25 protein-coding genes are annotated in these 26,176 nt (G+C 33.1%); 19 read left to right on the plus strand and 6 right to left on the minus strand.

Translation table 11 applies throughout. From position 1 onward, the window contains the following. Window positions 1–400 precede the first annotated feature (400 nt). The 8 genes from H593_RS0104390 to H593_RS0104425 all read left to right on the plus strand — a co-directional run bounded on the left by H593_RS0104390 (window position 401) and on the right by H593_RS0104425 (window position 9,191). Window positions 401–2,254 (plus strand): DNA topoisomerase IV subunit B, encoded by a 1,854-nt coding sequence (locus H593_RS0104390; protein ID WP_028871319.1) that lies wholly within the window; start codon window positions 401–403, stop codon window positions 2,252–2,254. Next, a complete protein-coding gene (locus H593_RS0104395; RefSeq protein WP_028871320.1) occupies window positions 2,254–2,745 on the plus strand; it encodes a hypothetical protein in 492 nt (163 codons plus the stop codon). Before H593_RS0104390 ends, H593_RS0104395 begins: the two co-directional genes overlap by 1 nt. Further along, window positions 2,738–5,422, plus strand: coding sequence for a DNA gyrase/topoisomerase IV subunit A (locus H593_RS0104400; RefSeq protein WP_028871321.1), 2,685 nt, complete (start codon window positions 2,738–2,740; stop codon window positions 5,420–5,422). Before H593_RS0104395 ends, H593_RS0104400 begins: the two co-directional genes overlap by 8 nt. An 8-nt stretch (window positions 5,423–5,430) precedes the next feature. Next, window positions 5,431–6,129 carry a Crp/Fnr family transcriptional regulator gene (locus H593_RS0104405; protein WP_037051477.1) on the plus strand — a complete coding sequence of 233 codons (699 nt, stop codon included), beginning with the start codon at window positions 5,431–5,433 and terminating at the stop codon, window positions 6,127–6,129. Window positions 6,130–6,216: 87 nt separating this feature from the next. Beyond that, window positions 6,217–6,657 (plus strand): thioredoxin family protein, encoded by a 441-nt coding sequence (locus tag H593_RS0104410; RefSeq protein ID WP_028871323.1) that lies wholly within the window; start codon window positions 6,217–6,219, stop codon window positions 6,655–6,657. Window positions 6,658–6,662: 5 nt separating this feature from the next. Beyond that, the gene (locus H593_RS0104415; protein WP_390620530.1) at window positions 6,663–7,646 is read left to right on the plus strand and encodes an FAD:protein FMN transferase; all 984 of its coding nucleotides are present in this window, start codon (window positions 6,663–6,665) and stop codon (window positions 7,644–7,646) included. Beyond that, on the plus strand, window positions 7,643–7,855 hold the full coding sequence (locus H593_RS0104420; RefSeq protein ID WP_028871325.1) for a DUF4266 domain-containing protein: 213 nt from the start codon (window positions 7,643–7,645) through the stop codon (window positions 7,853–7,855). The genes H593_RS0104415 and H593_RS0104420 overlap by 4 nt, the downstream gene beginning before the upstream one ends. A gap of 19 nt (window positions 7,856–7,874) precedes the next feature. After that, window positions 7,875–9,191 (plus strand): DUF3570 domain-containing protein, encoded by a 1,317-nt coding sequence (locus H593_RS0104425; protein WP_028871326.1) that lies wholly within the window; start codon window positions 7,875–7,877, stop codon window positions 9,189–9,191. Window positions 9,192–9,198: 7 nt separating this feature from the next. Here the strand turns inward: H593_RS0104425 and H593_RS0104430 are convergent, their stop codons facing one another. The 3 genes from H593_RS0104430 to H593_RS0104440 all read right to left on the minus strand — a co-directional run bounded on the left by H593_RS0104430 (window position 9,199) and on the right by H593_RS0104440 (window position 10,850). Next, the gene (locus H593_RS0104430) at window positions 9,199–9,990 is read right to left on the minus strand and encodes a TerC family protein (RefSeq protein ID WP_028871327.1); all 792 of its coding nucleotides are present in this window, start codon (window positions 9,988–9,990) and stop codon (window positions 9,199–9,201) included. Window position 9,991: 1 nt separating this feature from the next. After that, on the minus strand, window positions 9,992–10,378 hold the full coding sequence (locus tag H593_RS0104435) for a hypothetical protein (RefSeq protein ID WP_028871328.1): 387 nt from the start codon (window positions 10,376–10,378) through the stop codon (window positions 9,992–9,994). 73 nt (window positions 10,379–10,451) lie between these two features. Next, entirely contained in the window at window positions 10,452–10,850 is a 399-nt protein-coding gene (locus H593_RS0104440; protein WP_028871329.1) for a helix-turn-helix domain-containing protein, read from the minus strand. A 304-nt stretch (window positions 10,851–11,154) separates the two neighbouring features. Between H593_RS0104440 and H593_RS0104445 the strand changes: the two genes are divergently transcribed. The 3 genes from H593_RS0104445 to H593_RS0104455 all read left to right on the plus strand — a co-directional run bounded on the left by H593_RS0104445 (window position 11,155) and on the right by H593_RS0104455 (window position 13,437). After that, window positions 11,155–12,285, plus strand: a complete 1,131-nt coding sequence (locus H593_RS0104445; RefSeq protein ID WP_028871330.1) for a M14 family zinc carboxypeptidase — start codon at window positions 11,155–11,157, stop codon at window positions 12,283–12,285. 73 nt (window positions 12,286–12,358) lie between these two features. Continuing rightward, complete coding sequence (locus H593_RS0104450) at window positions 12,359–12,838, plus strand: Lrp/AsnC family transcriptional regulator (RefSeq protein WP_028871331.1); 480 nt, start codon at window positions 12,359–12,361, stop codon at window positions 12,836–12,838. Window positions 12,839–12,921: 83 nt separating this feature from the next. Beyond that, window positions 12,922–13,437, plus strand: a complete 516-nt coding sequence (locus tag H593_RS0104455) for a DinB family protein (protein WP_028871332.1) — start codon at window positions 12,922–12,924, stop codon at window positions 13,435–13,437. Between the two features lie 58 nt (window positions 13,438–13,495). Here the strand turns inward: H593_RS0104455 and H593_RS0104460 are convergent, their stop codons facing one another. After that, complete coding sequence (locus H593_RS0104460; RefSeq protein ID WP_028871333.1) at window positions 13,496–13,981, minus strand: hypothetical protein; 486 nt, start codon at window positions 13,979–13,981, stop codon at window positions 13,496–13,498. A gap of 147 nt (window positions 13,982–14,128) precedes the next feature. Between H593_RS0104460 and H593_RS0104465 the strand changes: the two genes are divergently transcribed. After that, window positions 14,129–17,071 carry an FAD-binding and (Fe-S)-binding domain-containing protein gene (locus H593_RS0104465; RefSeq protein WP_028871334.1) on the plus strand — a complete coding sequence of 981 codons (2,943 nt, stop codon included), beginning with the start codon at window positions 14,129–14,131 and terminating at the stop codon, window positions 17,069–17,071. Window positions 17,072–17,075: 4 nt separating this feature from the next. Here the strand turns inward: H593_RS0104465 and H593_RS0104470 are convergent, their stop codons facing one another. Further along, a complete protein-coding gene (locus tag H593_RS0104470; protein WP_028871335.1) occupies window positions 17,076–17,921 on the minus strand; it encodes a UDP-2,3-diacylglucosamine diphosphatase in 846 nt (281 codons plus the stop codon). Window positions 17,922–18,109: 188 nt separating this feature from the next. Between H593_RS0104470 and aroC the strand changes: the two genes are divergently transcribed. From aroC to H593_RS0104505, 7 genes are all read left to right on the plus strand, one after another. Further along, window positions 18,110–19,171 (plus strand): chorismate synthase, encoded by a 1,062-nt coding sequence (gene aroC, locus H593_RS0104475; protein ID WP_028871336.1) that lies wholly within the window; start codon window positions 18,110–18,112, stop codon window positions 19,169–19,171. A gap of 331 nt (window positions 19,172–19,502) precedes the next feature. Next, a complete protein-coding gene (locus H593_RS0104480) occupies window positions 19,503–20,948 on the plus strand; it encodes a dicarboxylate/amino acid:cation symporter (protein ID WP_028871337.1) in 1,446 nt (481 codons plus the stop codon). A gap of 64 nt (window positions 20,949–21,012) precedes the next feature. Beyond that, window positions 21,013–22,050 (plus strand): glutathione synthase, encoded by a 1,038-nt coding sequence (gene gshB / locus H593_RS0104485; RefSeq protein ID WP_028871338.1) that lies wholly within the window; start codon window positions 21,013–21,015, stop codon window positions 22,048–22,050. Continuing rightward, entirely contained in the window at window positions 22,043–22,867 is an 825-nt protein-coding gene (locus H593_RS0104490) for a sulfurtransferase (protein ID WP_028871339.1), read from the plus strand. Before gshB ends, H593_RS0104490 begins: the two co-directional genes overlap by 8 nt. A 2-nt stretch (window positions 22,868–22,869) precedes the next feature. Next, window positions 22,870–23,199 (plus strand): hypothetical protein, encoded by a 330-nt coding sequence (locus H593_RS19860; protein ID WP_051229616.1) that lies wholly within the window; start codon window positions 22,870–22,872, stop codon window positions 23,197–23,199. Between the two features lie 4 nt (window positions 23,200–23,203). Next, a complete protein-coding gene (locus H593_RS0104500) occupies window positions 23,204–24,034 on the plus strand; it encodes an N-formylglutamate amidohydrolase (RefSeq protein WP_028871340.1) in 831 nt (276 codons plus the stop codon). Then, the gene (locus H593_RS0104505; RefSeq protein WP_028871341.1) at window positions 24,034–25,194 is read left to right on the plus strand and encodes a peptidase MATCAP family protein; all 1,161 of its coding nucleotides are present in this window, start codon (window positions 24,034–24,036) and stop codon (window positions 25,192–25,194) included. The genes H593_RS0104500 and H593_RS0104505 overlap by 1 nt, the downstream gene beginning before the upstream one ends. 318 nt (window positions 25,195–25,512) lie before the next feature. On the opposite strand, the gene H593_RS20410 is transcribed toward H593_RS0104505, so the two are convergent. Then, window positions 25,513–26,160 carry a DUF4139 domain-containing protein gene (locus H593_RS20410; RefSeq protein WP_084142264.1) on the minus strand — a complete coding sequence of 216 codons (648 nt, stop codon included), beginning with the start codon at window positions 26,158–26,160 and terminating at the stop codon, window positions 25,513–25,515. Window positions 26,161–26,176 lie beyond the last annotated feature (16 nt).

Here is a 26,176-nt window from a genome sequence, read left to right on the forward strand (position 1 = left end):
TGATTTATCTCGTAATATGAGTTTCCATTAATTTTAAAAATATGAATACTTTAAAATTTCCAACCCATAAATTACCTGCTTTTTAATTCAGGTGAAAATCGGAATCTTTAAATGGTTTTACTTCCTTTTGAAATCATGTATGTCATCTCTAAAAGGCAGTATCACATATTTGTTAGTTAATCTGGTAGTTATGTTTAATTTAATAGCGATTACGATTTTTTTTATGGTAGAGATGTATTCCGAAAAACCTAAAAACAGAGTAGTAGAATTTTAAATTATTTAATTACGGCAAAGTAGTATTCATTTTTTCATAACTTGTTAATTACTTTGTGTCATCTCTATTCTATTTTTTATAGGGTTACCTTATCTTAGCATTCTATCTAAATTTTTTTCCCATTTTATGTCGCAAGAAACCAAATATACTGAAGATAATATACGCTCGCTCGATTGGAAAGAACACATCCGAATGCGACCAGGAATGTATATTGGTAAATTAGGTGATGGTTCGTCTCCAGATGATGGGATTTATATATTGGTCAAAGAGGTTTTAGACAACTCTATTGATGAATATGTCATGGGAGCTGGGAAGACGATAGAGATTTCCATTCAAGGTAATAAAGTAATTGTTAGAGATTATGGTCGTGGGATTCCGTTAGGGAAAGTCGTTGATGTGGTATCAAAAATGAATACTGGTGGTAAGTACGATTCTCGTGCATTTAAAAAGTCGGTAGGGTTAAATGGTGTGGGTACCAAAGCGGTAAATGCGTTATCTAATTATTTTAAAGTAGAATCTACTAGAGATGGTAAATCGGCTTCTGCAGAGTTTTCACAAGGTAACCTTGTTAATCAAGATTTGTTAGATGACACTTCTCGACGTAAAGGTACTAAAGTGTCGTTTGTGCCAGATGAGGCTATCTTTAAAAACTACAAGTATCGTAATGAGTATGTCTCCAAAATGCTTAAGTACTATGTGTATTTAAATCCAGGATTAACCATTGTTTTTAATGGCGAAAAATATTATAGTGAAAACGGACTTAAAGATTTATTATCAGATAATATTGCCGAAACAGACAGGCTTTATGATATCATCCATCTAAATGGGGAAGACATTGAGTTGGCGTTAACACATAGTAAAACGCAATACAGTGAAGAATATCACAGTTTTGTTAATGGTCAAAACACAACCCAAGGAGGAACACATTTGGCAGCATATAGAGAAGCTTTGGTGAAAACTATTCGTGATTTCTATGGAAAAAACTACGAAGCATCAGATATTAGGAAATCTGTAGTGTCTGCCATTTCCATTAAAGTGATGGAACCTATTTTTGAGAGTCAGACTAAAACGAAATTGGGGTCAACAGATATGGGAGGCGATTTACCAACAGTAAGAACTCATATTAATGACTTCTTAAAGCGTTACCTTGACAATTACCTGCATAAAAACCCAGATACTGCAGAAAAGATTCAACGTAAAATCTTACAAGCAGAGCGCGAACGTAAAGAGTTATCTGGAATTAGAAAACTAGCTAAGGATAGAGCAAAGAAGTCTAACCTTCACAATAAAAAATTAAGAGATTGTCGTGTGCACTTTGGCGATGTAAAGAATCCTAGAAATCTAGAAACGACTTTATTTATAACTGAGGGAGATTCAGCGTCTGGTAGTATTACAAAATCGAGAGATGTGAATACGCAAGCGGTTTTCAGTTTAAAAGGAAAACCATTGAATAGTTACGGTTTGAGTAAAAAAATCGTTTATGAAAATGAAGAGTTTAATCTCTTGCAAGCGGCACTTAATATTGAAGAGTCTTTAGAGGATTTACGTTATAATAATGTTGTTATCGCGACAGATGCAGATGTTGATGGGATGCACATTAGATTATTATTGATTACATTCTTTTTGCAATTCTTTCCAGAAATTATTAAAGAAGATCATTTATATATTTTGCAAACACCCTTGTTTAGAGTTCGTAATAAAAAGAAAACTATTTATTGTTATTCCGAAGAAGAAAAACGTAATGCCTTAGAAGAATTGAAACCAAAACCAGAAATCACACGATTTAAGGGTCTAGGAGAGATTTCTCCAGATGAGTTTGTGCATTTTATTGGTGATGATATACGATTAGATCCTGTGATGTTAGATAAAGACATGTCGATAGAAGATTTATTGTCTTTTTATATGGGAAAGAACACGCCAACACGTCAAGAATTTATAATCAATAATTTAAAAGTTGAATTAGATATTATAGATGATTAATGAGAATCAATAATTCAAAAGTTAAAAACACTATCGTATCTGTTTATTTTATATTAATAGTTTTAGCTATCGTATTTGCAACGATCTTTAAGGCTTTTAGAGATCTAACGTCTAACCCGTCATTAACGTTTATAATAATAACATCTGGTTTTGGTTTACTATTTTTACTCGTTCATTTTATTTCAAAGTATTTTGAATATGATAGTGACGGGGTTAAAGTTGTTGTAAAAAACAGTGGCTTGTTGCTCTCAGATAGTTTTAATTATAGAGAAAAGGTATTAGAGTTTGAAAAAATTGATTTATATGCTTATAAATTCAATAATTATTTAGTTTATAGAACTTTGACTTTTTATATTAAGGACAGTCGAAATAAAAGAAAAGGCGAAACATTCAACGTGACGTTAGTTCCAGGCAAAAAGAGACGATATATTAGACAGTCATTGAGTAAAATGATTAAGACAAACAAAAACTCCCAGAAGATTAATGAGTGAAGATAATAACGATATTATAGACAATCAAGACGAACCACAAGAGAGTATTACTAGAGTTACAGGAATGTATAAGGACTGGTTTCTTGATTATGCGTCATATGTGATTCTTGAGCGTGCAGTACCGGCTATCGAAGATGGTTTTAAGCCAGTACAGCGACGTATTATGCATTCAATGAAAGATTTAGATGACGGTCGTTATAATAAGGTTGCAAATATAGTTGGTCACACGATGCAATATCATCCTCACGGAGATGCTAGTATTGCAGATGCAATGGTGCAGATTGGTCAAAAAGATTTATTGATTGACACACAAGGAAACTGGGGGAATATTCTCACGGGTGACAGAGCAGCGGCAGCACGTTATATTGAAGCGCGGATTTCTAAATTTGGCTTAGATGTTGTTTACAATCCTAAAATTACACAATGGCAATCTAGCTATGATGGTCGTCGTAAAGAGCCTATTAATCTCCCAGTGATGTTTCCTCTATTACTCGCTCAAGGAGGAGAAGGAATTGCTGTTGGTTTATCTACTAAAATATTACCTCATAATTTTATTGAGCTCATCGATGCTTCTATAAAGCATTTAAATGGGAAACGCTTTACAATTTATCCTGATTTTACAACAGCTGGTATTGCTGATATATCTAATTATAATGACGGATTAAGAGGCGGAAAAGTGAGAGTACGTGCAAAAATCTCACAATTAGAAAAAAACACTTTAGTAATTACTGAAATTCCTTTTGGTACAAACACTTCGTCGTTGATAGATTCAATTTTGAAAGCTAATGACAAAGGAAAAATCAAGATTAAGAAAATTGAAGATAATACAGCTGCAAATGTTGAGATTTTAGTGCATTTACCTGGTGGGATATCACCAGATAAAACTATAGATGCTTTGTATGCATTTACTAATTGTGAATATTCTATATCACCATTAGGATGTGTAATTGAAGATAATAAACCCTTATTTGTTGGAGTTACTGAAATGTTGAGGAGATCAACGGATAATACAGTACAACTTTTAAAAAGCGAATTAGAAATTAAGCTCGGTGAATTTGAAGAGCAATGGCATTTTGCATCTTTAGAGCGTATTTTTATTGAAAAACGTATCTATCGTGATATTGAAGAAGAAGAAACTTGGGATGGCGTTATTAATGCTATTGATAAAGGTTTGCAACCACATATAAAACATTTGAAACGTGCTATCACAGTGGAGGATATTACGCGTTTAACAGAAATTAGAATTAAGCGCATCTCTAAGTTTGATATTGATAAAGCACAACAAAAGATAGATGCATTGGAGGATCAAATTGCTGAAGTGAAACATCATTTAGCGAATCTAATTGCTTATGCTATAGCCTATTTTGAACGTCTCAAAAAAGAGTATGGTGAGGGAAGAGAGCGTAAAACAGAATTGAGAGCTTTTGAAGATGTTGACGCGACTAAGGTTGTTATTCGTAATACAAAATTGTACGTAAATAAATCTGAAGGGTTTATCGGTACCTCATTACGTAAAGATGAATATGTGTGCGACTGTAGTGATATTGATGATATTATCGTATTTACCAATGATGGTAAAATGATGGTTACAAAAGTTGATAGTAAAACTTTTATAGGTAAAGATATTATTCATGTTGCAGTCTTTAAAAAGAAAGACAAGCGTACCATTTATAATATGATCTATCGTGATGGTGCTAAAGGAGCAACGTTTGTCAAACGTTTTGCTGTGACATCAATCACTAGAGATAAAGATTACGATTTAACTAATGGAGCAAAAAACTCTAAGCTTTGGTATTTTTCTGCAAATCCAAATGGAGAAGCTGAGGTGATTACAATATTTTTAAGACAAGTTGGTAGTATCAAAAAATTAAAATGGGATTTAGATTTTGCAGAAGTACTTATAAAAGGTAGGGCCTCTAAAGGGAATACTGTGACTAAGTATCCTATAAAAAAAATAGAATTAAAAGAAAAAGGGGTGTCCACGTTAAAACCTCGTAAAATATGGTTTGATGATACGGTTCAGCGTCTTAATGTTGACGATAGAGGTGATCTTATTGGAGAATTTAGAGGTGAAGATCGACTATTGATTATCACACAATCAGGAAATGTAAAAACGATTCTTCCTGAGTTAAGTACACATTTTGATGATGATATGATTGTTTTGGAAAAATGGATTCCGAAGAAACCTATATCTGTCGTGTACTATAATGGTGAAAAAGAAATGTATTATGTAAAGCGCTTCTTAATAGATAATGAAGGAAAAGAAGAATCATTTATATCAGATCATCCAGATTCTCAGCTAGAAATTGTTTCTACAGATTGGAAGCCAATGGCAGAGATTGAGTATAAAAAAGAACGAGGAAAAGGTAGAAAGGACAATGAGACTATTAACCTAGAAGCGTTTATTTCTATTAAAGGTATTACAGCGTTAGGTAATCAATTAACAAAAGAGAAAATCAATCTAGTTAGTTTATTGGAGTCTTTACCTTATGATGCTCCAGAAGAAATTCCTGCGGAAGATATTGAAGTTATTGATGAGACTATAGAAAGTTCTTCTGACCATGTTGATAGTCATCCAATTTCCGAAGAAAAACCGAGCGCGTCATTAAAAAGTAATAATAAAGATGATGATGATGATGATGATGATGATGCTAAAGGGCAGGCGACTTTGTTTTAACCACTATTATGACTATAAAAGAGTTATTAAATAATCAGTATAGCTTCAATAATCAAGATCTTTTTTTTGAATTACCAGACGCCATTTGTAACGTTATTAAATCAAATATGGTTACTATTTGTTTTAAAGCAGGTCAGCCAATTTTTATTGCAGGAGAAAAGGCTAAGGGCATTTATAGAGTAAAAAGCGGGAAAGTAAAGAAGTCTGCACTAACAAGCTTTGGAGCACAGCATATTTTTTATATCTGCAAGGAAAATGAATATCTAGGTTATCACGCTGTTTTAAGCCAAGAGTTATATCCAGATTGCGCAATAGCCCTTTCAGATTGTGAAGTTGATTTTATTGCAGAAAAAGATTTTCTTAAAGCTGTAAATACGTCACATCTATTATCACGACGTCTTTTAAAGAATTTGAGCCATGAGTTTAGTGTGTTTATAAATGCTACAAAAATTTTAGCTAAACATACTGTAAGAGAACGTTCAGCATTAAACTTGTTGATTCTAGAGAGTAAATTTCAAAACGAGGCTGAAACTGAAACTGAAATTATAATTAATAGAAATGATTTGGCTAGCATGGTAGGCACAGCAAAAGAGTCTATCGTTAGAATGCTCAAAGATTTTAAAGAAGAGCAGCTTATCACAACAAAACGTAGTAGTATTTATATAAAAGATTATGAAGGTTTAATTAAAGTAGCAAATTTCAAATAAGCTTAGGTATAGAAGTTGATAAATATCAATGTAAGGTTACGTAAAGTATTACGTTTAATGATTTAATTTTGAACCTTATTATAAAATATGAAAAAAATGATATGTATTGTATTGTTGTTTTTTGGAACACATACAATTGTTAACGCTCAAAGCTGGCTAACGGATTTTGAAAAAGCAAAATCTTCTGCAAAGGTCACTAGCAAAAAAATAGTATTGGTCTTTCAAGGTTCAGACTGGTGTGCGCCTTGTATCAAATTAGATAAAGAGATTTGGGATACAGAAGTATTTAAAGCCTATTCAAAAGACCACTTTGTGATGTTAAAAGCTGATTTCCCTAAGCGAAGTAAAAACGCCTTAACTAAAGAACAGCAAGAACATAACGATAAATTAGCTGAAGCTTACAATAAAAACGGGTATTTCCCTTATGTTGTAGTATTAGATGAGAACGGTAAAGTTTTAGGATCTACAGGGTATAAAAAATCGTCACCTTCAGAGTATATAAAGATTTTAGAATCTTTTAAATCGTAATGATTTTGAAACATATTTCAATAATTTTTTTAGTGCTTCTTACTAATTATCAAGTAGCAGCGCAAATAACTCATAAGCGCACTCTAAAGCTCATGGGAAGTCGATTTGATATTACTGTTGTCGCACAAGACACCACTCAAGCGAATACTTATATCGATTTAGGAGTTTCTGAAATTACAAGAATAGAAAAGCTAATATCCTCATGGGATCCAAAGTCGCAAACATCTAAGATTAATAGAAATGCAGGTATTAAGTCAGTTATAGTTGATAAAGAACTTTTTGATTTGATCAATAGAGCGCTATCGATATCTAAATTAACAGATGGTGCTTTCGATATTTCCTATGCCTCAATGGATAATATTTGGAAATTTGATGGCAGTATGAAACAGATGCCTTTAGATGCAGATATTAAAGTTTCCGTAGAAAAAGTAGGCTTTGAGAATATTATTCTTAATCCTTCTGAATCTTCAGTTTTTCTTCGGAAAAAAGGAATGAAAATTGGTTTTGGAGCTATAGGTAAGGGGTATGCGGCAGATAAAACTAAGGCTCTTTTGATAGAAAAAGGTGTTGTTTCTGGAATCATAAATGCCTCTGGAGATATGAATACTTGGGGGACTCAAATCAATGGAGAAGAATGGAAGGTTGCCATTACTAATCCGCTAAATAAAAATAAGGCATTTGCTTTATTGCCAATAACAAATGGAGCAGTTGTGACCTCTGGTGATTATGAAAAGCAGGTTACGCTTAATGGTAAGCGGTATACGCATATTATTGACCCAAGAACTGGATATCCTTCTTTCGGAATTATAAGTGTCACTGTTTTTGCATCAAAAGCAGAATTAGCAGACGCTCTAGCGACTTCTGTTTTTGTAATGGGCAAAGAAGTTGGTTTAAATAGAATTAATCAGTTACCCAATATAGAGTGTATAATAATTGATGAGAAAGGCAATCTTTTTACGTCTAATAATATAGAAATCAATAAAATATGATCAAGCGAATAATGTTACTTGTGGTTGTTCTGTCATTGTCAACATCATGTGTCGTGGTAAAAGAATATGAAAAAATCAATTTAAATGATCCTGACATGGTTTTAGCAGATAAAAAAGCGGACCGAAATATAACAACAGCACATTCTTACAGAGAAGCAGCGTCTGGCGCAAATGGCGGTAAAACTGGAGGTGGTTGTGGTTGCAATTAAACAATTTAAAAAGAGAAATTTGAAAAATATAAGTTTGATAATCCTTGCAATATTGTCAATTCAATTTGCGATTGGGCAAACACAAGACTCTACTCAAGTGTATAAAAAGAGAGTTTTAGAAACAGCTGAAGTTGATTTTCTATCGAGCTACTATGCGCAAGATGGAGATAATGCAGCTGTAAGTGGAGGAATTGGTACTGAAGAGTTAACAGATGTTACTGCGACATTTATAATATCGATACCTCTAAATGATGATGATGTTTTGACTATTGATGCAGGAATTTCAGCCTATACATCAGCCTCTTCAAGTAATGTTGGTCCATTTGATGGTAATAGTCCTGCAGATCCATTTGTAGCGAGTTCTGGAGCCTCTGCATCAGATTTATGGACGAATATCACAGGTTCTTACAGTCGCAGTTCAGATGATAGAAATGATATTTGGTCTGCTAAGCTTTCTGTATCTGCAGAGTATGATTATTTCTCTGTAGGGGTTGGTGGTAGCTACACTAAGCTTTTTAATGAGAAGAATACCGAGATTAGTATTAATGGAAATATATTTATTGATACATGGAATGCTATATACCCAACAGAATTAAGACCATTTGCTGAGGGTGGTAGTGGTTTAAGTAGTGATTTGTTTTCTCAAAATACTATTACTGGAAATACTAATTACAACCCTAATTTTACAACTTTTGACAATGAAGGTAGAAATACCTATGCTTTAGGGTTTGGTTTTTCTCAAATTTTATCTAAAAAACTACAAGGTTCTTTGGCGTTAGACGTTGTGCAACAAGACGGTTTGCTATCTACACCATTTCAACGTGTGTATTTTAGTGATATAGAAGACTCGTTTATTGATAATTTTCAGTTAGCAGATGATATTGAGCGTTTACCAGATTCAAGATTTAAAATTGCTGTAGGTGGGCGACTTAATTACTATATTAATGAAACCTTTGTTGTAAGAACCTTTTACAGATATTATACAGATGATTGGGGAATTAAATCCCATACAGCCAGTGTAGAAGTGCCTATTAAGCTTACTGATAAATTTACCATATATCCATCATACCGTTTTTATAACCAAACAGCAGCAGATTATTTTGATATATATGAAGGACATTTATCTACAGATGAATTTTATACATCAGATTATGATTTATCTAAATACAGCGCAAATCAATCTAGCTTCGGAGCCTCTTATACAGATATATTTACGAAGTTCCATATTTGGAAATTAGGTTTGAAAAGCATTGATTTAAAATATACCCAGTATGATAGAGATAACACTTTAAGTGCTAATATCATCACTGCAGGGTTTAAATTTGTGATGGATTAATGCGTTTTCAAGATTTCTTCTTTTTATTTATTCTGTAATTCAACACTTCTATAAATAACGAAAAAGCAATAGCAAAATATAAATAGCCCTTTGGTATGGAGCCTACCTTATTGCCAAAGAACTCTGTGTTTGATAGGTGAGCGGCTTCTGTAATTAACATAAAACCTATTAAAATTAAGAACGCGAGTCCCAGAATTTGAATACTTGGATTGGTATCAATAAATTTTCTAATTGGATTTGCGAAACCTATCATTATTCCAATGGAAATCACAACCGCAATAATCATTAGCACCAATGTGTAATTATGATTGGGGTGCAAGCCATTGGTCATGCCTACAGCTGTTAGGATAGAGTCAATTGAGAAAATAAAATCAATAATCAGTATTTGTACTATAGCGTTTGACAGTGATTTTATCTTTTTACCTTTTATTTCGTCTTTATCGTGTTCTGGATAGGTTACTTTTTCTCTAATTTCAGACGTGCTTTTGTAGATTAAAAAAAGTCCACCAGCAAATAGAATAATGGCCTGCCAGCTTATATGGAGTTCAAACCAGCTTGTTTCTAAATTATAAAAAGGTGTTGATAGGCCTACGAGAAATGAAACGAAAAACAATAAGATAATGCGTTGTACCATTGCTAAGAGTAAGCCAATGTTTGTAGCTTTATTTCGTTGGTGTTCTGGCAGCTTGTTTGCAGCAATAGAAATAAAAACAATATTATCGATACCTAAGATGATTTCTAAAAACGTCAATGTTAATAATGCCATTATAGCATCACTGGTGAGTAGAAAATCTAACATATCATTTTATTTTTTTTGCGCTTCCTTTTTCAACACGCTTCTTTTTATAAGGATCTTTTACGGCTAATTGGTATTCAAATGTGTAGGAGTCTTTCGCAGTAGTAAGGATTTTAATATGAATCGCCTTTTCTTCGTTTTTGTTTCTAGGATTTATTTTCTTCTGAATAAACTCACAATCATTAATCCATCGTATAGAAGCAGAATCTATTTTGTTTTCAAAGAAATCAATATTTAATGTCTCTGTACGAACAAATTTTCCTGTTTTTTCAATACCACCAACACTGTATTCAAATTCAAAAGTCCCTGTTTTAAAATTAGAGCAGTTCCTTTCTGTTTGAAAACAACTTAAACATAAAAGGGACAAGAGAAGAAGTAGACTTTTTTGCATTTTACTATTTTTAACAAAATTACAAAACAGATTGTGATTAACGTGAGTAACGTATTTGAAAATTTTTATAAATTTAATGCGATTCCTCAAAACTTTTAAATGTACCGTCTTTATAAAAAATAACAATACGTTCAATTGTTTTGTCTTCAGAAATTAGAGTACTCGAAATTTGCGAGGTGGATTTTAAATTAGAGGTAGGATTACTTTTCTCTTCGGAAACTTCAGGTTTCTGATTCTGATTTGGTAGAGCGGGAAATTTTCCTTTACCGTTCATCAGCCAATACAATTCAACTTCAGGAAATGAAGAAAGCACCTTTAAAACAAAATCTAAACTTGGCTTGTTTCTGCCTGATAATATGTGCGAAATACTAGAGCGTTGAACACTTATTTTTTCGGCAAATGAAGATGCAGATTCGCCGTAGAAATCTATAACTTTTTGTAGTCGTTTTGTAAATTCTTCGTTGTTTATCATTGTAAACTATAAAGTTTAATATTGTAACGTTACAAATGTAAACATATTACTTTTAATTCTATAACAGAACCGTAACTATTATATTTTTAATTAAATTAAAGGTTTATATATGTATGTTTTATATTCTGAATTATAGAATTTTAACTTAAAATAATATTGCATGCTAAATTGTTTGAAATTTCGTATAGCATTTGGTGGTAGTTTTGTGAATTTTTGATCTCTGCTAAGTGAAATATTTAGAGCTGTATGTGTTTACAATTGTAAAATATCAAATGTTTACCTTTGTATTAGATATATGAAAAGAATGGAAAATAAAACACTGAAAGCACTATTTGAAACTCATAAAGAATCATCCCTTTTTGGGCGATATATTCATAGTCAAAACATAGCGCCTCTTCTTGATAAAATGAAAGATAAAATGCGCGTAATCGAAGTTGGTAATTCTGTAGACGGACTGCCAATTTATAGTATTACTTTTGGTTCTGGCAAAAAAAAAATATTAATGTGGTCTCAAATGCACGGTAATGAGAGTACGACAACGAAGGCTGTTTTTGATATGCTTAATATTTTTTTAGAAGAAAATCATGAGATAGAGCATATTTTAACTAGTTGTTCAATTTGCATAATTCCGATACTTAATCCAGATGGCGCTAAATTATATACACGGTTTAATGCAAACAAAATTGATTTAAATAGAGATGCTAAGGATTTATCGCAACCAGAAAGTATTGTCTTGCGTAAAGTTTTTGAGGATTTCGCGCCTGACTTTTGTTATAATCTACATGGTCAACGCACGATTTTTAGTGCTGGAAATACAAATAAATCTGCTACAGTTTCATTTTTGTCGCCTTCCCAAAATCCTGAACGAACAATAACAACGACAAGAAAGAAAGCTATGGAGGTTATTTCTGTTATGAATGTGAATCTTCAGCAGCAAATAGAAAATCAAGTTGGTATATATGACGATAGCTTTAATATAAACTGCGTAGGAGATGCGTTTCAGGCTTCTAATGTCCCTACGATACTGTTTGAAGCGGGGCATTACGCAAATGACTATTATAGGGAGCGCACGAGAGAGTTTATCTTTCAGTCTTTAATAATCTCATTAGATTACATAGCTTCAAATACGATTACGGGTGATTATTGTGGCGCTTATTTTAATATACCTCAAAATGAAAAACGATTCTACGATATTGTAATTAGAAATGTAAAAGGTAGTGATATTGCGATACATTATTTAGAGTCTTTAGTCGGTAATGTCTTAGTTTTTGTGCCGAAAATTGAGAGAATTTCAGATTTGAGTGGTTTTTTTGGGCATAAAGAGATTGATGCTAATGGTTCTGGTGTTTTTGGAGAGAGTTGCGCGGCTTTAAAAGTGGGTGACGAAATCGATTTCGTAATGGTGAATGATGAAAAATTCTCATTTAAAGTATAAAATAATTGGTTTTATATGCGATATCATTAAAGAAAATGCATTATTTTTGCTTAAAATTTAAGAAAAAGTAAAAATGGCAAAATTCAAATTAGATGAAGTTGATCATCAAATTTTAGACATGTTAATTGATAATACAAGAATTCCTTTTACTGATATTGCTAAAAAATTAGTGATTTCTGCAGGAACTGTTCATGTTAGAGTAAAGAAAATGGAAGAGGCAGGGATTATTCGTGGGTCATCGTTGACTTTAGATTATTTGAAACTTGGCTATTCATTTATTGCTTATGTTGGTGTGTTTTTGAATAATACCTCTCAGACAAAATTTGTTTTAGAGCGTATTCAAGAGATCCCATATGTAACCGTTGCACACATTACTACTGGGAAATTTAATATTTTTTGTAAAGTAAGAGCAAGAAACACGTCTCATGCTAAAGATATTATTTTCATGCTAGATGATATTGATGGGGTTTATAGAACAGAGACTATGATTAGTCTTGAGGAAAGTATTAATGATAAAAAGCGTTTAATGCATACCATTTTTAACGAATTATAATGCGTTAAGTCTTTATAAAATCAGCTCTTCATTACCTTTGTATTGAAGGGTTTTTTATTACTTTTATTTTAAAGAGTTTAGCTATGACAAAAGAAGATTTATCTATAAATGAGTACAATCCTTATTACCATCAGTATATTCAAAAAGCAGGAGATGTAACAATTTCAGTAGGCTTAAAAGATAATGGGGATACAACTGTTCTTTTTTTGGAGTCAATTCCTGAAGAAAAATTAGAATTCCGTTATGAGGAAGGGAAGTGGACGATAAAAGAAATTATTCAACACCTTATTGATACAGAGCGCGTGTTTACTTACAGAGCATTGTGTATTGCGAGAAAAGATAAAACGTTGTTTCCTGGTTATGATCAAGATGCATACGTTGTATCATGTGAAGCCAATAAGAGGTCCATGTCTAGTTTAATGAATGAATATAAGGCTGTTAGATTAGCAAGTATTATTATGTTTGAGAGTTTTTCTTATGAGATGCTTACGCGAATTGGTATTGCTAGTAATAGTAATTTGTCGCCTCGTGCTGTCGCTTTTATTACTATTGGTCATGAAAATCATCATTGCGAAATAATTAAAGAACGTTATTTGTAAAAAAAAAAGCTACTTCAAACGAAGTCGCTTTTTTTTTGATTTCTATTCTAATTAGAGATTAGAATCTATATCTCACACCTAGTGCGATATCAAAATCTAAATCATCTCTAAAATCACCAAAGCCAAATTCTGGTCTAGCATCAAGAGATAACTGTAAAGGGAAATCGAAATTATATTCTATCCCAATATTACCTGCAGCAAATAAAAATGTTTCACTGTCATCATTGTTATCATTGAAAGGCCTGTCAAAGCTATAAGATCCTATTCCTCCACCAGCGCCTGCGTACCAATTAAAGTCGCCTTCAAGCACCCAAACCCATTGGTAAATTCCAGCAAGTTTAAAACCATCATATCCATTTCCGCTTCTAAGTCCGAGATCAATTTCTACCCGATTATTATCGCTAAGTCCTCTTTGGTAAGAAATCTCAGCGCCAAAACCATCACTATCTCCTAATCTTAAACCGATGGCATTTTCTGATATGTCCTGAGCAGTTACTGTTGCGAAGCCCGTCAAAGCTAATGCGACTAAAAATAATTTTTTCATAAAATTTGAGTTTATATTGGTATTAATTACTAAAAAGACCTCTATATAGGTCAATTGTTATAGTTTCATATTAACTTAGCAAATATAACGCCAAAATAGCTGTTTTATTACGTTTATTTTTAGCTTTATAAGAACACTTATGTCTCTATGATTAGTACTTCAGAACTTCATGCTTTAGCCTCTCAAATAGAAGGCGAATTATATTTTGATGACTTAATGAAAACACTTTACGCTACAGATGCGTCTGTATATCGTATGTTACCATTGGCAGTTGCTTTGCCAAAAAACAGCAAGGATATTATAGCTCTTATTAATTTTGCTAAGCACTATAATACCTCGTTAATACCGAGAACTGCTGGCACCTCGCTTGCAGGACAATGTGTGGGAGAAGGAATAGTTGTTGATGTCTCTAAGTATTTTAATAAGATTCTTAATATTAGCGAGAACGAGCAGACTGTTACTGTGCAGCCAGGAGTCGTAAGAGATGAGTTAAACAGGTGTTTGAGACCTTTTGGGTTGTTTTTTGGTCCTAATACATCAACGTCAAATAGATGTATGATTGGTGGTATGGTTGGAAATAATTCCTCTGGTTCAACATCTATTAAATATGGCGTAACACGAGATAAGGTTTTAGAGTTACAGACGATATTGAGTGATGGAAGTAGTGCTGTCTTTAAAGATTTAACTTCGGAAGAGTTTGATCAAAAACAAACATTAAACACTTTAGAGGGTGATATTTACCGAACGGTAAAATTTGAATTATCATCTAAAGAGGTTCAAAAACAAATAGAGTCCAACTTCCCTAAGCCTGAAATACATCGCAGAAACACGGGATATGCAATAGATGAATTGATTAAAACCGAAGTGTTTTCTGATCTGTGCGTAGATATGGCAGAAGAAAAAAAACCATTTAATTTTTGTAAGCTTTTGTCAGGAAGCGAGGGCACTCTGGCTTTTACAACACAAATCACATTAAAACTAGACGTCTTGCCTCCAGTGAATAGTGTAATGGTTGCAGCGCATTTTGATGCGATTGATAAGTGCATGGATGCTGTAACTATTGTGATGAAGCACAATCTTTTTGCTTGTGAAATGATGGATAAAATCATTTTAGATCTTACAAGGCATAATAAAGCACAGCAAGAGAATAGAAAATTTATTAAGGGAGATCCAAAAGCGGTTTTAATTTGTGAGCTTAGAGAGGATGATCTAAAAACATTAGATGAGAAATCTCATGAGTTAGTTAACGCTTTAGAAAATTCAGGATTGAGTTACACAAACCCTCTGCTTAAGGGTGATGATGTAGATAAAGCGAATGAATTACGGAAAGCAGGATTAGGTTTATTAGGTAATATGATTGGAGATGAAAAGGCTGCCGCATGTATTGAAGATACAGCAGTTGCACTTGACGATTTATCTAGTTATATCAAGGATTTTTCGCAATTAATGGAAGCCTATAATCAGAAACCAGTGTATTATGCACACGCTGGAGCTGGAGAGTTGCATTTGCGTCCGATTTTAAATTTAAAAAAGAAAAAGGATGTTGAATTATTTAGAAGTATCACAACAGATGTAGCGCACTTAGTGAAGCGTTATCAAGGCTCTATGAGCGGAGAGCATGGAGATGGTATTGTTCGTGCAGAGTTTATTCCTTTGATGATTGGAGATGAAAATTATAATATTTTAAAACGAATTAAATCTGTTTTTGATCCACAAAATATATTTAATCCAGGAAAGATTGTTGATGCCTATCCAATGGATAAGTCATTGCGTTATGAGATCGACAGGATAGAACCAGAAATAGAAACCTTTTTAGATTTTTCTTCGTCTAAGGGGATTCTTCGAGAAGCTGAGAAATGTAATGGTTCGGGAGATTGTAGAAAGTTACCTGAGTTTGGAGGAACAATGTGTCCTAGTTATCGGGCGACTCGAAACGAGAAAGACACAACTAGAGCAAGAGCAAATGCTTTGCGTGAGTTCTTGACACATTCTGAAAAACCAAATAAGTTTAATCAGAAAGAGTTAAAAGATGTTTTTGACCTGTGTTTGAGTTGTAAGGCGTGTGCTAGCGAATGTCCAAGTAGTGTAGATGTCGCAAGTTTAAAAGCAGAGTTTCAATACCAATATCAGAAAGCAAATGGCGTCAGTTTACGCACAAGATTGTTTGCTTATAACAATCAACTCAATGGATTCGGAAGTCTATTTCCTGGGGTGACGAATTTTGTGTTTTCAAACAAAGGGACCTCTTTTTTATTAAAAAAAATGGCTGGAGTTGCTATAGAGAGATCACTTCCTTTAATAGCAAATAAAAGTTTAAGTAAGGTGGTTCAAATATCTAAAAATAAATTAGATACCATTAAATATATTAAAGAAATTTATTTCTTTAATGATGAATTCACCAATCACCTAGATACATCAATAGGTATAGATGCCATTGACCTTTTAAAAGCCTTAAATTATAAAGTAACGCTTGTAGAGCATTCTGAATCTGGGCGTTCATTTTTATCAAAAGGCTTGTTAGAACAAGCTAAAGAATTTGCAAATAAAAACGTGACTGTTTTTAAAGATTTAGTCTCAGAAAGCACACCATTATTAGGAATAGAGCCTTCGGCAATTTTAACTTTTAAAGATGAATATTTGAGGTTGGTAGATGATAAGTCTTCCGCAGAAAAAATAGCAAAACATACCTTTTTGATAGAAGAATTTATTCAAAATGAAATAGAATTAGGTCATATCAATTCAGCGCAATTCACTTCCGAAGAGAAAACAATAAAATTCCATGGACATTGTCATCAAAAGGCATTGTTAAATCAGTCGTCAAGTTTTACGGTATTAAATCTGCCTAAAAATTACAAAGTAACTATTATTCCCAGTGGTTGTTGCGGTATGGCTGGAAGTTTTGGTTATGAAAAAGAACATTATGATGTGAGTATGCAAATTGGAGAGCAGACCTTGTTTCCGGCAGTTCGAAACGCTAATGATGATGTTCTAATTTCAGCAAATGGGACGAGTTGCAGGCATCAAATAAAAGATGGTACACAACGTGAAGCTTTACATCCCATTACTATTCTTAGGCGAGCTCTTATCTAGAGGTTTAGTTGTCTTCTTTTTTTTGTTCTATTATAGTAATAGCTGCAATAAGATCTTTAACTTCCATCTCTTTTATATCTTGATCTGCATAAAAGGCTCTTAATTTATCAGTATTGTAATTATAGAGTTTCCAGCGCTTAAACTGATATTCTAAGGCTGTAAAATTTTCTATCCAATCACCAGAGTTTAGATACATGGTTTTGCCATGTTTGTTTTCTACTGTGATCATTTTTGGTTGATGTATATGTCCGCAAATAACATAATCATAACCCTTTTCGATAGCTAAATCTGTAGCGACTTTTTCAAAATCATTGATATACTTTAAGGCACCTTTGACACTGTTTTTTGTTTTCTTGGATAGCGAGTATTTTTCTTTCCCCATTTTTTCTAAGCACCAATTAATGAATTGATTAAGAAGAATGAGTAAATCGTAGCCATAACCACCTAATTTTGCTAACCATTTAGCATTTTGAATAGATACGTCAAAAATGTCACCATGAAAAACCCAAGCACTTTTTCCATCAAGTTCTAATATAGCTTTATCAACAATTGATATATTACCTATAGATGTATCACTAAATTTTCTTAGCATTTCATCATGGTTGCCAGTGACATAGATGATTTCAACACCATCTGCAGCCATATCCATGATTTTTTTAATAACTTTTAAATGTGACTTGGGGAAGTATCGTTTTTTAAACTGCCAGATATCAATAATGTCGCCATTTAAAATGAGTTGTTTTGGGGAGATACTGTTGAGATACGTTAATAATTGTTTCGCATGACATCCATAAGTTCCTAGATGCACATCAGAAATAACAACAACTTCTACTTTACGCTTAGTTTTCAATGTATACTATTAATTTATAATACAAAGAAATTAATTTGATTTCCAATGCAAGAATTTTCGTAATTAACAAACAATCAGCAAATTGTTAACTAATTGTTACGTGATTTTACTTCGGAAATAGGATGCTTTATGGGATTCTGTTTTTGTTTCTCTATTTTTACAAGTACTTTAGCGTAAAATCTTAGTTTATGGCAGGAAATTCCTTCGGAAATATTTTTAAACTCACCACATTTGGTGAGTCTCATGGTGTAGCAATTGGAGGGATAATTGATGGCTGTCCTCCAGGAATACAACTAGATTTTGATGCCATTCAAAATGAAATGAATAGACGTAAACCTGGACAATCTAATATTGTTACACAGCGAAAAGAACCAGATACTGTTGAGTTTTTATCAGGAATTTTTGAAGGTCAAACCACAGGCACTCCAATTGGTTTTGTAATTAAGAACACCAACCAAAAATCTAAAGATTATTCACACATAAAGGATGTTTATCGACCAAGCCATGCAGATTATACTTATGAAAAAAAGTATGGTGTGCGTGATTATAGGGGAGGTGGACGAAGTTCTGCACGTGAAACTGCGTCGAGAGTTGTTGCTGGAGCGATTGCTAAACAGTTTTTGAGTGCGATACAAATTAATGCATATACGTCATCTGTAGGAGATATATTTCTAGAGAGACCGTATCAAGAGTTAGACTTTTCTAAGACTGAAAGTAATGCTGTTCGTTGTCCAGATGAAGCAACTGCAGAACAAATGATTACTAAAATTAAGGAAATTAAAAAAGAAGGTAACACCATTGGAGGAACAGTAACTTGTGTATTGCAAAATGTGCCAATAGGATTAGGTGAGCCAGTATTTGATAAACTCCATGCAGAATTAGGAAAAGCAATGCTCTCCATAAATGCAGTTAAAGGTTTTGAATATGGCAGCGGATTTTGTGGTGCCCGAATGAAAGGAACTGAGCATAATGATTTATTCAATGAAGATGGCACAACGAAAACTAATCTGTCTGGAGGTATCCAGGGCGGTATTAGTAATGGAATGGATATCTATTTTAGAGTAGCGTTTAAGCCCGTTGCAACTGTGATTCAAAAGCAAGATGCACTAAATAGTTCTGGTGATATTATAGAAATGCAAGGTAAGGGTCGTCATGATCCTTGTGTTGTACCAAGAGCAATACCAATTGTAGAAGCTATGGCAGCATTGGTTATTGCAGATTTTTACTTACTTAATAAAATGTACAATTAATTCCTGCGAAGGCAGGAATCTCCTAATAAAACGAAGCGTTGACTTAGCAATACAAGAATACAGAAAAACGTAAATAAGAACCGCTAACAAATAGCGAAATTTTTATATTCATTTTTCTCCTAGTTCAGGTCATAAGAGTCGATTTTGAGAATGATGAGCTTAATAAAGTTGCATATGCTCAATTTATTCAATATGGGTTTGAAAAAAAGTTGGAGTAAGTATGAGTAGTAGGAAGATATGGTAAAATTTTATACTTCGGACTAATAGTTACTGTTTGGTTTATTATTGAAAATTATAGATGGAATAAAAGATTATAAATCTTAAAATATATATGAAAAAACTAGCATTACACTGGAAAATTTTAATTGGAATGACTCTAGGTATCATTTGGGCATTAGTATCAAGCTCAATGGGATGGAGTCAATTTACAATCAATTGGATTGATCCTTTTGGAACCATTTTTATCAATCTTTTAAAATTAATTGCAGTTCCTTTAGTTTTGTTTTCTATCATAAGTGGTGTTGCTAATATTGGTGATCCATCAAGTTTAGGTCGCATGGGCGGAAAGACGCTTGGTATTTATTTAGTGACTACGGTTATGGCGATTTCATTGGGATTGTTACTCGTAAATGTCGTGAAACCAGGAAAGCTTATTGATGAGCAAAGTAGAATTGATAATCGAATTAGCTATGAAATCTGGGCTGACTCCCAAGGCTATGAAATTAAGGATGGTATAAATTATCTTCAAGATCCAGCGTTTTTTAAGCGAGCACAAGAAATTTCGCAATTATCTAATAGTGAGCTCAAAGAAGCAGCAGTAGCAGATAAAATGGAAAGTGTGAAAAACAAAAAAGATACCACACCTTTACAACCGTTAGTGGATATAGTACCTAGTAATTTTTTCTATTCATTATCTAGTAACGGTCTAATGCTTCAAATTATATTTTTTGCAGTGTTCTTTGGTGTTTGTTTACTTTTTATTCCTTCAGAGAAATCTAAACCTGTTTTAAATCTTGTTGACGGAGTTAATGAAGTCTTTTTAAAGATGGTAGATGTTGTGATGCAAGCTGCACCGTTTTTCGTTTTCGCATTGTTGGCAGGAGTAGTTTCTAAAATGGCAGGAGACGATATTGGTAAGGTAGTAGAAATTTTCAAAGGGTTAAGTTGGTACTCACTTACCGTTTTAGCAGGGTTATTATTAATGATTTTTGTTATTTATCCAGTCATCTTAAAGCTGTTTGTTAAAAAAATCCCGTACTCCGGGTTTTTTAAATCAATGGGTCCAGCGCAGACATTGGCGTTTTCAACATCTAGTAGTGCTGCAACGCTTCCTGTGACGATGGAGTGTGTGGAACAAAACTTAGGTGTCAATAAAAAAGTAAGTAGTTTTGTGCTTCCAATTGGAGCTACGGTTAATATGGATGGAACAAGTTTATACCAAGCCATAGCTGTTATTTTTCTTGCTCAAATGCACATGATCGATCTTACAATTGCACAACAAGTTACTGTAGTATTAACTGCAACTCTTGCGTCTATAGGCTCTGCAGCTGTTCCAAGCGCAGGTTTAGTTATGCTTATTATCGTTTTGGATTCTGTTGGGTTAAATCCAGCCTGGATTGCTATAATATTTCCAGTAGATAGAATATTGGACATGTTTAGAACCGTTGTGAATGTAACCGGAGATGCAACAGTATGTTCAATAATCGCTGATGGTGAGGGTATGTTAGATTATAAAGACCATACTAATCCTACTGAAACTTTTGATTTAGATTCATAATCTGTTTTAGAAACTGTCAATTATTCTTTTTAAATTTATAGAAATCAATAAAAAATAACCGACTATGAATGTTTGTTTTATAATGTATCCTTGGGAAGACATTGATCCCGAAAATGATACAAGTTTAGCCTTAATCAAAGAATGTGTTAAACGAGGTCATGGTGTTGCCATGTGTACTCCAGCTAACTTGACTATTAGAGATAGTGTCACTAATGCATTTTGTATGTTTATTAGTAGTATGGATAAAGTTCCTAAAACCTTAAAAGCATTTTACAATAAAGCAGAGCTTAGAGAGGAAATGTTGCCACTTGCTGGTTTTGATTCCATTTTCTTTAGAGCAAACCCACCTTTAGACCCAATTATGTTGAATTTTTTGGATTCTGTAAAAGAGGATGTATTTATTATAAACTCCCTTCAAGGGATGCGAGAAGCAAATAATAAGCTATATACAGCTGCTTTTGGAGATGCACATAGTAATATTATTCCAAATACACATGTATCTAAAAACAAAGAGTATTTAGTGCAGCAAATAAGAGAATCAAAGGCAGATAAAATGATATTAAAACCATTAAATGGTTTTGGAGGTTCGGGTGTTATTTTAATAGAAAAATCTGCCATGAACAATATCAAGTCTTTGTTAGATTTTTATATCACTAGTGGTGATGGCTCATCTAATTATGTGATACTTCAAGATTATATAGAAGGCGCAGATGAAGGAGATGTTAGAATTTTATTGCTTAATGGAGAGCCTGTAGGAGCAATGAAACGGGTTCCAGGAAAAGATGATCATCGTTCTAATGTAAGTGCAGGAGGATCGATACAAAAACACACATTAACTAAAGTAGAAAAAGCACTTTGTAAACAAATTGGACCTAAGTTGGTGAAAGACGGACTTTACTTTGTAGGTATTGATGTTATTGGAGGAAAATTGGTTGAAGTTAATGTCATGTCACCAGGAGGAATCACTTACATTAATAAAGTGTATAAGTCTAAAGTGAGAGTTGAAGAACATGTGATTGACTTTTTAGAAAGCAAAGTAGAGGATCAAATGCAAGCTTTTGATAGACGTACACGATTGCGTAAAACAGTCCAGGATGCTTAATGATTATTCTCAGGCCGTTAGTGTAAGCTGGCTTCATAAAAACATTGATAATGAAAAGCTAATTGTTTTGGATGCAACGATTATAAAAGTATCAGATTCTACTATTCTCTCTTCGGAAGATTGGATTCCCAAGACTCGGTATTTTGACTTAAAGGGTAAATTTAGTGATTTAGAAGCTGAATTTCCAACAACGTTGCCTCGAGAGGAACAATTTGGGAGAGAAGCTAGAACTTTAGGTATTAATCAAGATTCTATTATTGTTGTTTATGATTCTAAAGGCATTTACTCCAGTGCTAGAGTATGGTGGCTGTTTAAAACTTTTGGGTTTGAAAACATAGCTGTTTTAGATGGCGGACTTCCAGAATGGAAACTATTAAATTATAAAACAGTAACGTCATTAGAAGATCCAAATTGGGTTATTGGAGATTTTTCTGCGGTATACAAACTACAGAATATGTGTTTTTTCAATGATATTTCTGAAATATTAACGGATAAAGAATGTTTGATTTTAGATGCGCGATCTGCCGAGCGTTTTAAAGGCATGGTGCCAGAGTCAAGATTAGGATTACGACGTGGAACTATTCCAAATTCTCAAAATTTACCCTATATAAACTTGTTCAACGGGAATTGTCTAAAATCTAAGGAAGACTTAAAAGCCATTTTTAATACTTTTAAAATAGAAAATAAATCACTAACTTTTTCCTGTGGTTCTGGAATTACAGCTTGTGTTTTAGCATTGGCTGCAGATATTATAGGCTATAAAAAATTATCTGTTTATGACGGTTCATGGACAGAATATGGGACATTAACAACATAACTATGGTAAACAAGAACTGGACAAAGCAAGAATTAGTAGCTTACATTTTATTATATGTAGCGCATTCTGATTTAAAAGAAACAAGACAAGAGCATGAGTATATTTTGTCTCGTGTCAACTTAGAAACTTATAATCATATTAAACGAGAGTTTGATGGTGATAATGATTACCAAAGTATTACAAAAATAGTGGGTGCTGTAAATTCATCAGAATCTTATAAGAATAACCCAGACGAGTTATTCGCTGATATCAAACTTATGGCTTTTGCAGACGGTAAAATGGATCAAATGGAACATGCGATTTATAATAGTTTGAAAAAGATATTAAGTTAGTAGTATGGAGCGCTTATCAATAAAGGAAATCATTTCTAAAATTCAGAATGAAGAGCTTTTTCATGCCGTAGCAGAAGATTATTCGTTAACTATTAAGATTGATGCCTATGTTCACTATGCTTGCGCTGCTGTGCACGACGGACATCAATTTAGAAAAGAACTTTGGGACAATTGTATTCACACGGAATATGAACGTTGGTATGAAGAAGATCCTGAAACGAAAAATATGGTCATTTCTCACCCTATAGTTCTCGCTGGTTGCGATTCTCGATTTGAGTATGATTTAAATCGTGATCCTGAAAATGCAGTTTTTGAAACCGCTTGGGGGAAAGCCTTGTGGCATGGGCCACTTTCCGAAGAAAGTAATAAAAAAAGTCTAGAGAAACATGCGAATTTCTATGAAGTAACGCACGCCTTAATTTTAAAACTTGAAGAAAAATTTGGTGTTGCAATTGTGTATGATATGCATAGTTATAATTGGAAACGTTGGGATAGGGAAGTGCCAATATGGAATTTAGGCACATCCAACATTGATAACAATAGATTTGGTGATGATATTGAAACATGGCGCCAAAGTTTGTCTCAACTAAAATTTCCGAAGAAGATAAAATCAACAGCATTAGTAAATGACACCTTTCAAGGCAATGGATATTTCTTGAAATATATTACTCAAAACTTTAAAAACACATTAGTTTTGGCAACCGAAATTGCAAAGGTGTATTGTGATGAATATAATTATATTATTTATCCAGAAGTTGTTGCTGCAGTTGAGCAGCAGCTAAAAATAAGATTACCTGAACACGCCTCAAATTTTTATAATAAGCACGCTAAATAATGTCCCAAATTACAAGTACAGAAGAATATCAAGAGTTGTTTGATATTGATGCTAATCTTAATAGATTGGTTAAGAAAATTGAAGTATTAAATTATATTAATCCTTTAAATATTGAGAGAGAAAAAAAGATGTTTTTTTCTTCAAAATACACGTATAATCCTGATTTTAAGTATCCTAAATTAAAATTTAATGGCTATAAATTACAACGGTTATTTTTTTCTCAACGTTTAGAGCGTATTGAGGATGATGATATTAGGCAGTTGTATGAAGATGTTATCTACGAATATTCTGCTTTAATTGAGTGTCTTGGAACGATTAACCAAGGAAGAAAATTTTATTTCAATAGCTTAAAGAGTTTTGGTACACCAACAGAAAAGGAGATAGATAATGCTAAGTTTATTTTACGTTTTGATGATAGTGATTTTGATGAACAAATGGTACCAACGTACACTGCTGCTGAGGCGGTAGACTATTTTAATAAATATTCAAAGCGCTATGATTTTAAATATCACATAAAGCTATCTACAAATTTATCTGCAGCTGCGATGGTGTTGAATAACATACAAACATTGGTGCTAAGGAAAAATCATAAATTCAGTAAAAATCAATTGAAAGTGTTGACCAATCACGAGATAGGAGTGCATATGGTAACGACGTTTAATGGTTTAGCGCAACCTTTAAAAATATTTTCAAATGGATTTCCTAATAACGTGGAAACTCAGGAAGGCTTGGCGGTATATTCAGAATATATGTCTGGATGCCTAACGATGGAGCGCTTAAAGGAATTAGCCTTTAGAGTTATCGCTGTAGATACACTAAATAAAGGTTATAGTTTTGCAGATACTTTTGATTTGCTGTTTAGTCAATATAAACTCAATAGGGACAAAGCTTTTGCGATTACTTTACGTGTGCACAGAGGAGGAGGCTTTACCAAAGATCATCAATATTTGTGCGGTATAAACAAGGTTTATAAGTATGCTCAAAATGGTGGAGATTTGGATGTTTTACTTACGGGGAAAGTAACATTAGATTATAAGGATACGATTGAGAAGTTGCAACATTTAGGTTTAGCAATACCCTCTAAATATTATACAGACTCTTATTTGTCTAATGATAATTCTAATAAAAATTTGGACTTTATATTAAAGAGTTTAAAATAAGAAAGCCTTAAAACTCAAGTATTCTAATCAGACGTTTTACGTCTGAGACTCATTTGTTGTTAGACTAATACAACAAACGAGAACTTAATATATTCCTAACTAACAGAAGTCAGGCTCAAGTTAAATATATTGCTTTAAGGCTTTCGCTTATTTAATTTACGAATTTACGCGTTTGTACTTTGGATATTTAAGTGAATACGAAAATTTATAGGTTTTTTTAACATTTGCATCGAGTTTTAGCGTCCATTTTAGAATTCCTTTTTTATCATCATAGTTTGAGGTCCCCGTTTCTATGTCATCAATTTTAATATCTTTATTCTAGCTTATCGGTATGCGATCATATAAGACCAAATCAATTGCAGATGATTTATTGTTTTTCAATTGTATTTCGTATTGTTTTGAAATGATTTTATTACTTCCAATAAATGCATTCTTTTTATAGTCTTTAGGTTGCGTTCGTTTGACGGCAACATTTGGATCAACACCTAATGAAATCGTTAACTTCTCGTTTGTACTCTGTGGGTTGATATTAGTTTTCCCTGAGTAACTACCTTCAAGATAAACGTTAGCCTCTGCAGGTAAGAGGTTATATTGTTCCCAATTTTTAATTTCCACAGTTAAAAATACATTTTCATTTAACACAGGAGCAGCGAAGGAAGAGTAGGTTGCAGGTACTTCGTAATTTTCAATCTCTATAACCGTAACGTCATCATTTGTTGGGATAGAGTGTAGTTTACTAATTTCAAAACGTGTGTTAGCAATACCGTCTTCTATAAAGTCGCCATTTGATGTGAAGTCTCCCTTTTTTGTTGAAATGAGGATTACGCCTCCAGCTCCACGATAACCATATAAACTTATTGCCTTTGTTTCTTTTAAAACTGAAATATTTGCAATTTCATTCTTATTAAGATTTCGAATTTTTTCTTCGGAAACAAAAACATCATCAATAATGTAAAGTGGTTCAATAGCGCTATTTAATGAA

The sequence above is a fragment of the Psychroserpens burtonensis DSM 12212 genome, assembly GCF_000425305.1.
GTDB classification, from domain to species: Bacteria; Bacteroidota; Bacteroidia; order Flavobacteriales; family Flavobacteriaceae; genus Psychroserpens; species Psychroserpens burtonensis.

Coding starts and splice junctions, on each gene's coding strand:
- H593_RS0104400 (WP_028871321.1), top strand. CDS start 2,738: ATGAGTGAAGATAATAACGATATTATAGACAATCAAGACGAACCACAA.
- H593_RS0104440 (WP_028871329.1), bottom strand. CDS start 10,850: ATGATAAACAACGAAGAATTTACAAAACGACTACAAAAAGTTATAGAT.
- H593_RS0104435 (WP_028871328.1), bottom strand. CDS start 10,378: ATGCAAAAAAGTCTACTTCTTCTCTTGTCCCTTTTATGTTTAAGTTGT.
- H593_RS0104460 (WP_028871333.1), bottom strand. CDS start 13,981: ATGAAAAAATTATTTTTAGTCGCATTAGCTTTGACGGGCTTCGCAACA.
- H593_RS0104505 (WP_028871341.1), top strand. CDS start 24,034: ATGTCCCAAATTACAAGTACAGAAGAATATCAAGAGTTGTTTGATATT.
- H593_RS0104410 (WP_028871323.1), top strand. CDS start 6,217: ATGAAAAAAATGATATGTATTGTATTGTTGTTTTTTGGAACACATACA.
- H593_RS19860 (WP_051229616.1), top strand. CDS start 22,870: ATGGTAAACAAGAACTGGACAAAGCAAGAATTAGTAGCTTACATTTTA.
- H593_RS0104420 (WP_028871325.1), top strand. CDS start 7,643: ATGATCAAGCGAATAATGTTACTTGTGGTTGTTCTGTCATTGTCAACA.
- H593_RS0104430 (WP_028871327.1), bottom strand. CDS start 9,990: ATGTTAGATTTTCTACTCACCAGTGATGCTATAATGGCATTATTAACA.
- H593_RS0104405 (WP_037051477.1), top strand. CDS start 5,431: ATGACTATAAAAGAGTTATTAAATAATCAGTATAGCTTCAATAATCAA.
- H593_RS0104465 (WP_028871334.1), top strand. CDS start 14,129: ATGATTAGTACTTCAGAACTTCATGCTTTAGCCTCTCAAATAGAAGGC.
- H593_RS0104395 (WP_028871320.1), top strand. CDS start 2,254: ATGAGAATCAATAATTCAAAAGTTAAAAACACTATCGTATCTGTTTAT.
- H593_RS0104390 (WP_028871319.1), top strand. CDS start 401: ATGTCGCAAGAAACCAAATATACTGAAGATAATATACGCTCGCTCGAT.
- gshB (WP_028871338.1), top strand. CDS start 21,013: ATGAATGTTTGTTTTATAATGTATCCTTGGGAAGACATTGATCCCGAA.
- H593_RS0104445 (WP_028871330.1), top strand. CDS start 11,155: ATGGAAAATAAAACACTGAAAGCACTATTTGAAACTCATAAAGAATCA.
- H593_RS0104490 (WP_028871339.1), top strand. CDS start 22,043: ATGCTTAATGATTATTCTCAGGCCGTTAGTGTAAGCTGGCTTCATAAA.
- H593_RS0104450 (WP_028871331.1), top strand. CDS start 12,359: ATGGCAAAATTCAAATTAGATGAAGTTGATCATCAAATTTTAGACATG.
- aroC (WP_028871336.1), top strand. CDS start 18,110: ATGGCAGGAAATTCCTTCGGAAATATTTTTAAACTCACCACATTTGGT.
- H593_RS0104455 (WP_028871332.1), top strand. CDS start 12,922: ATGACAAAAGAAGATTTATCTATAAATGAGTACAATCCTTATTACCAT.
- H593_RS0104480 (WP_028871337.1), top strand. CDS start 19,503: ATGAAAAAACTAGCATTACACTGGAAAATTTTAATTGGAATGACTCTA.
- H593_RS0104500 (WP_028871340.1), top strand. CDS start 23,204: ATGGAGCGCTTATCAATAAAGGAAATCATTTCTAAAATTCAGAATGAA.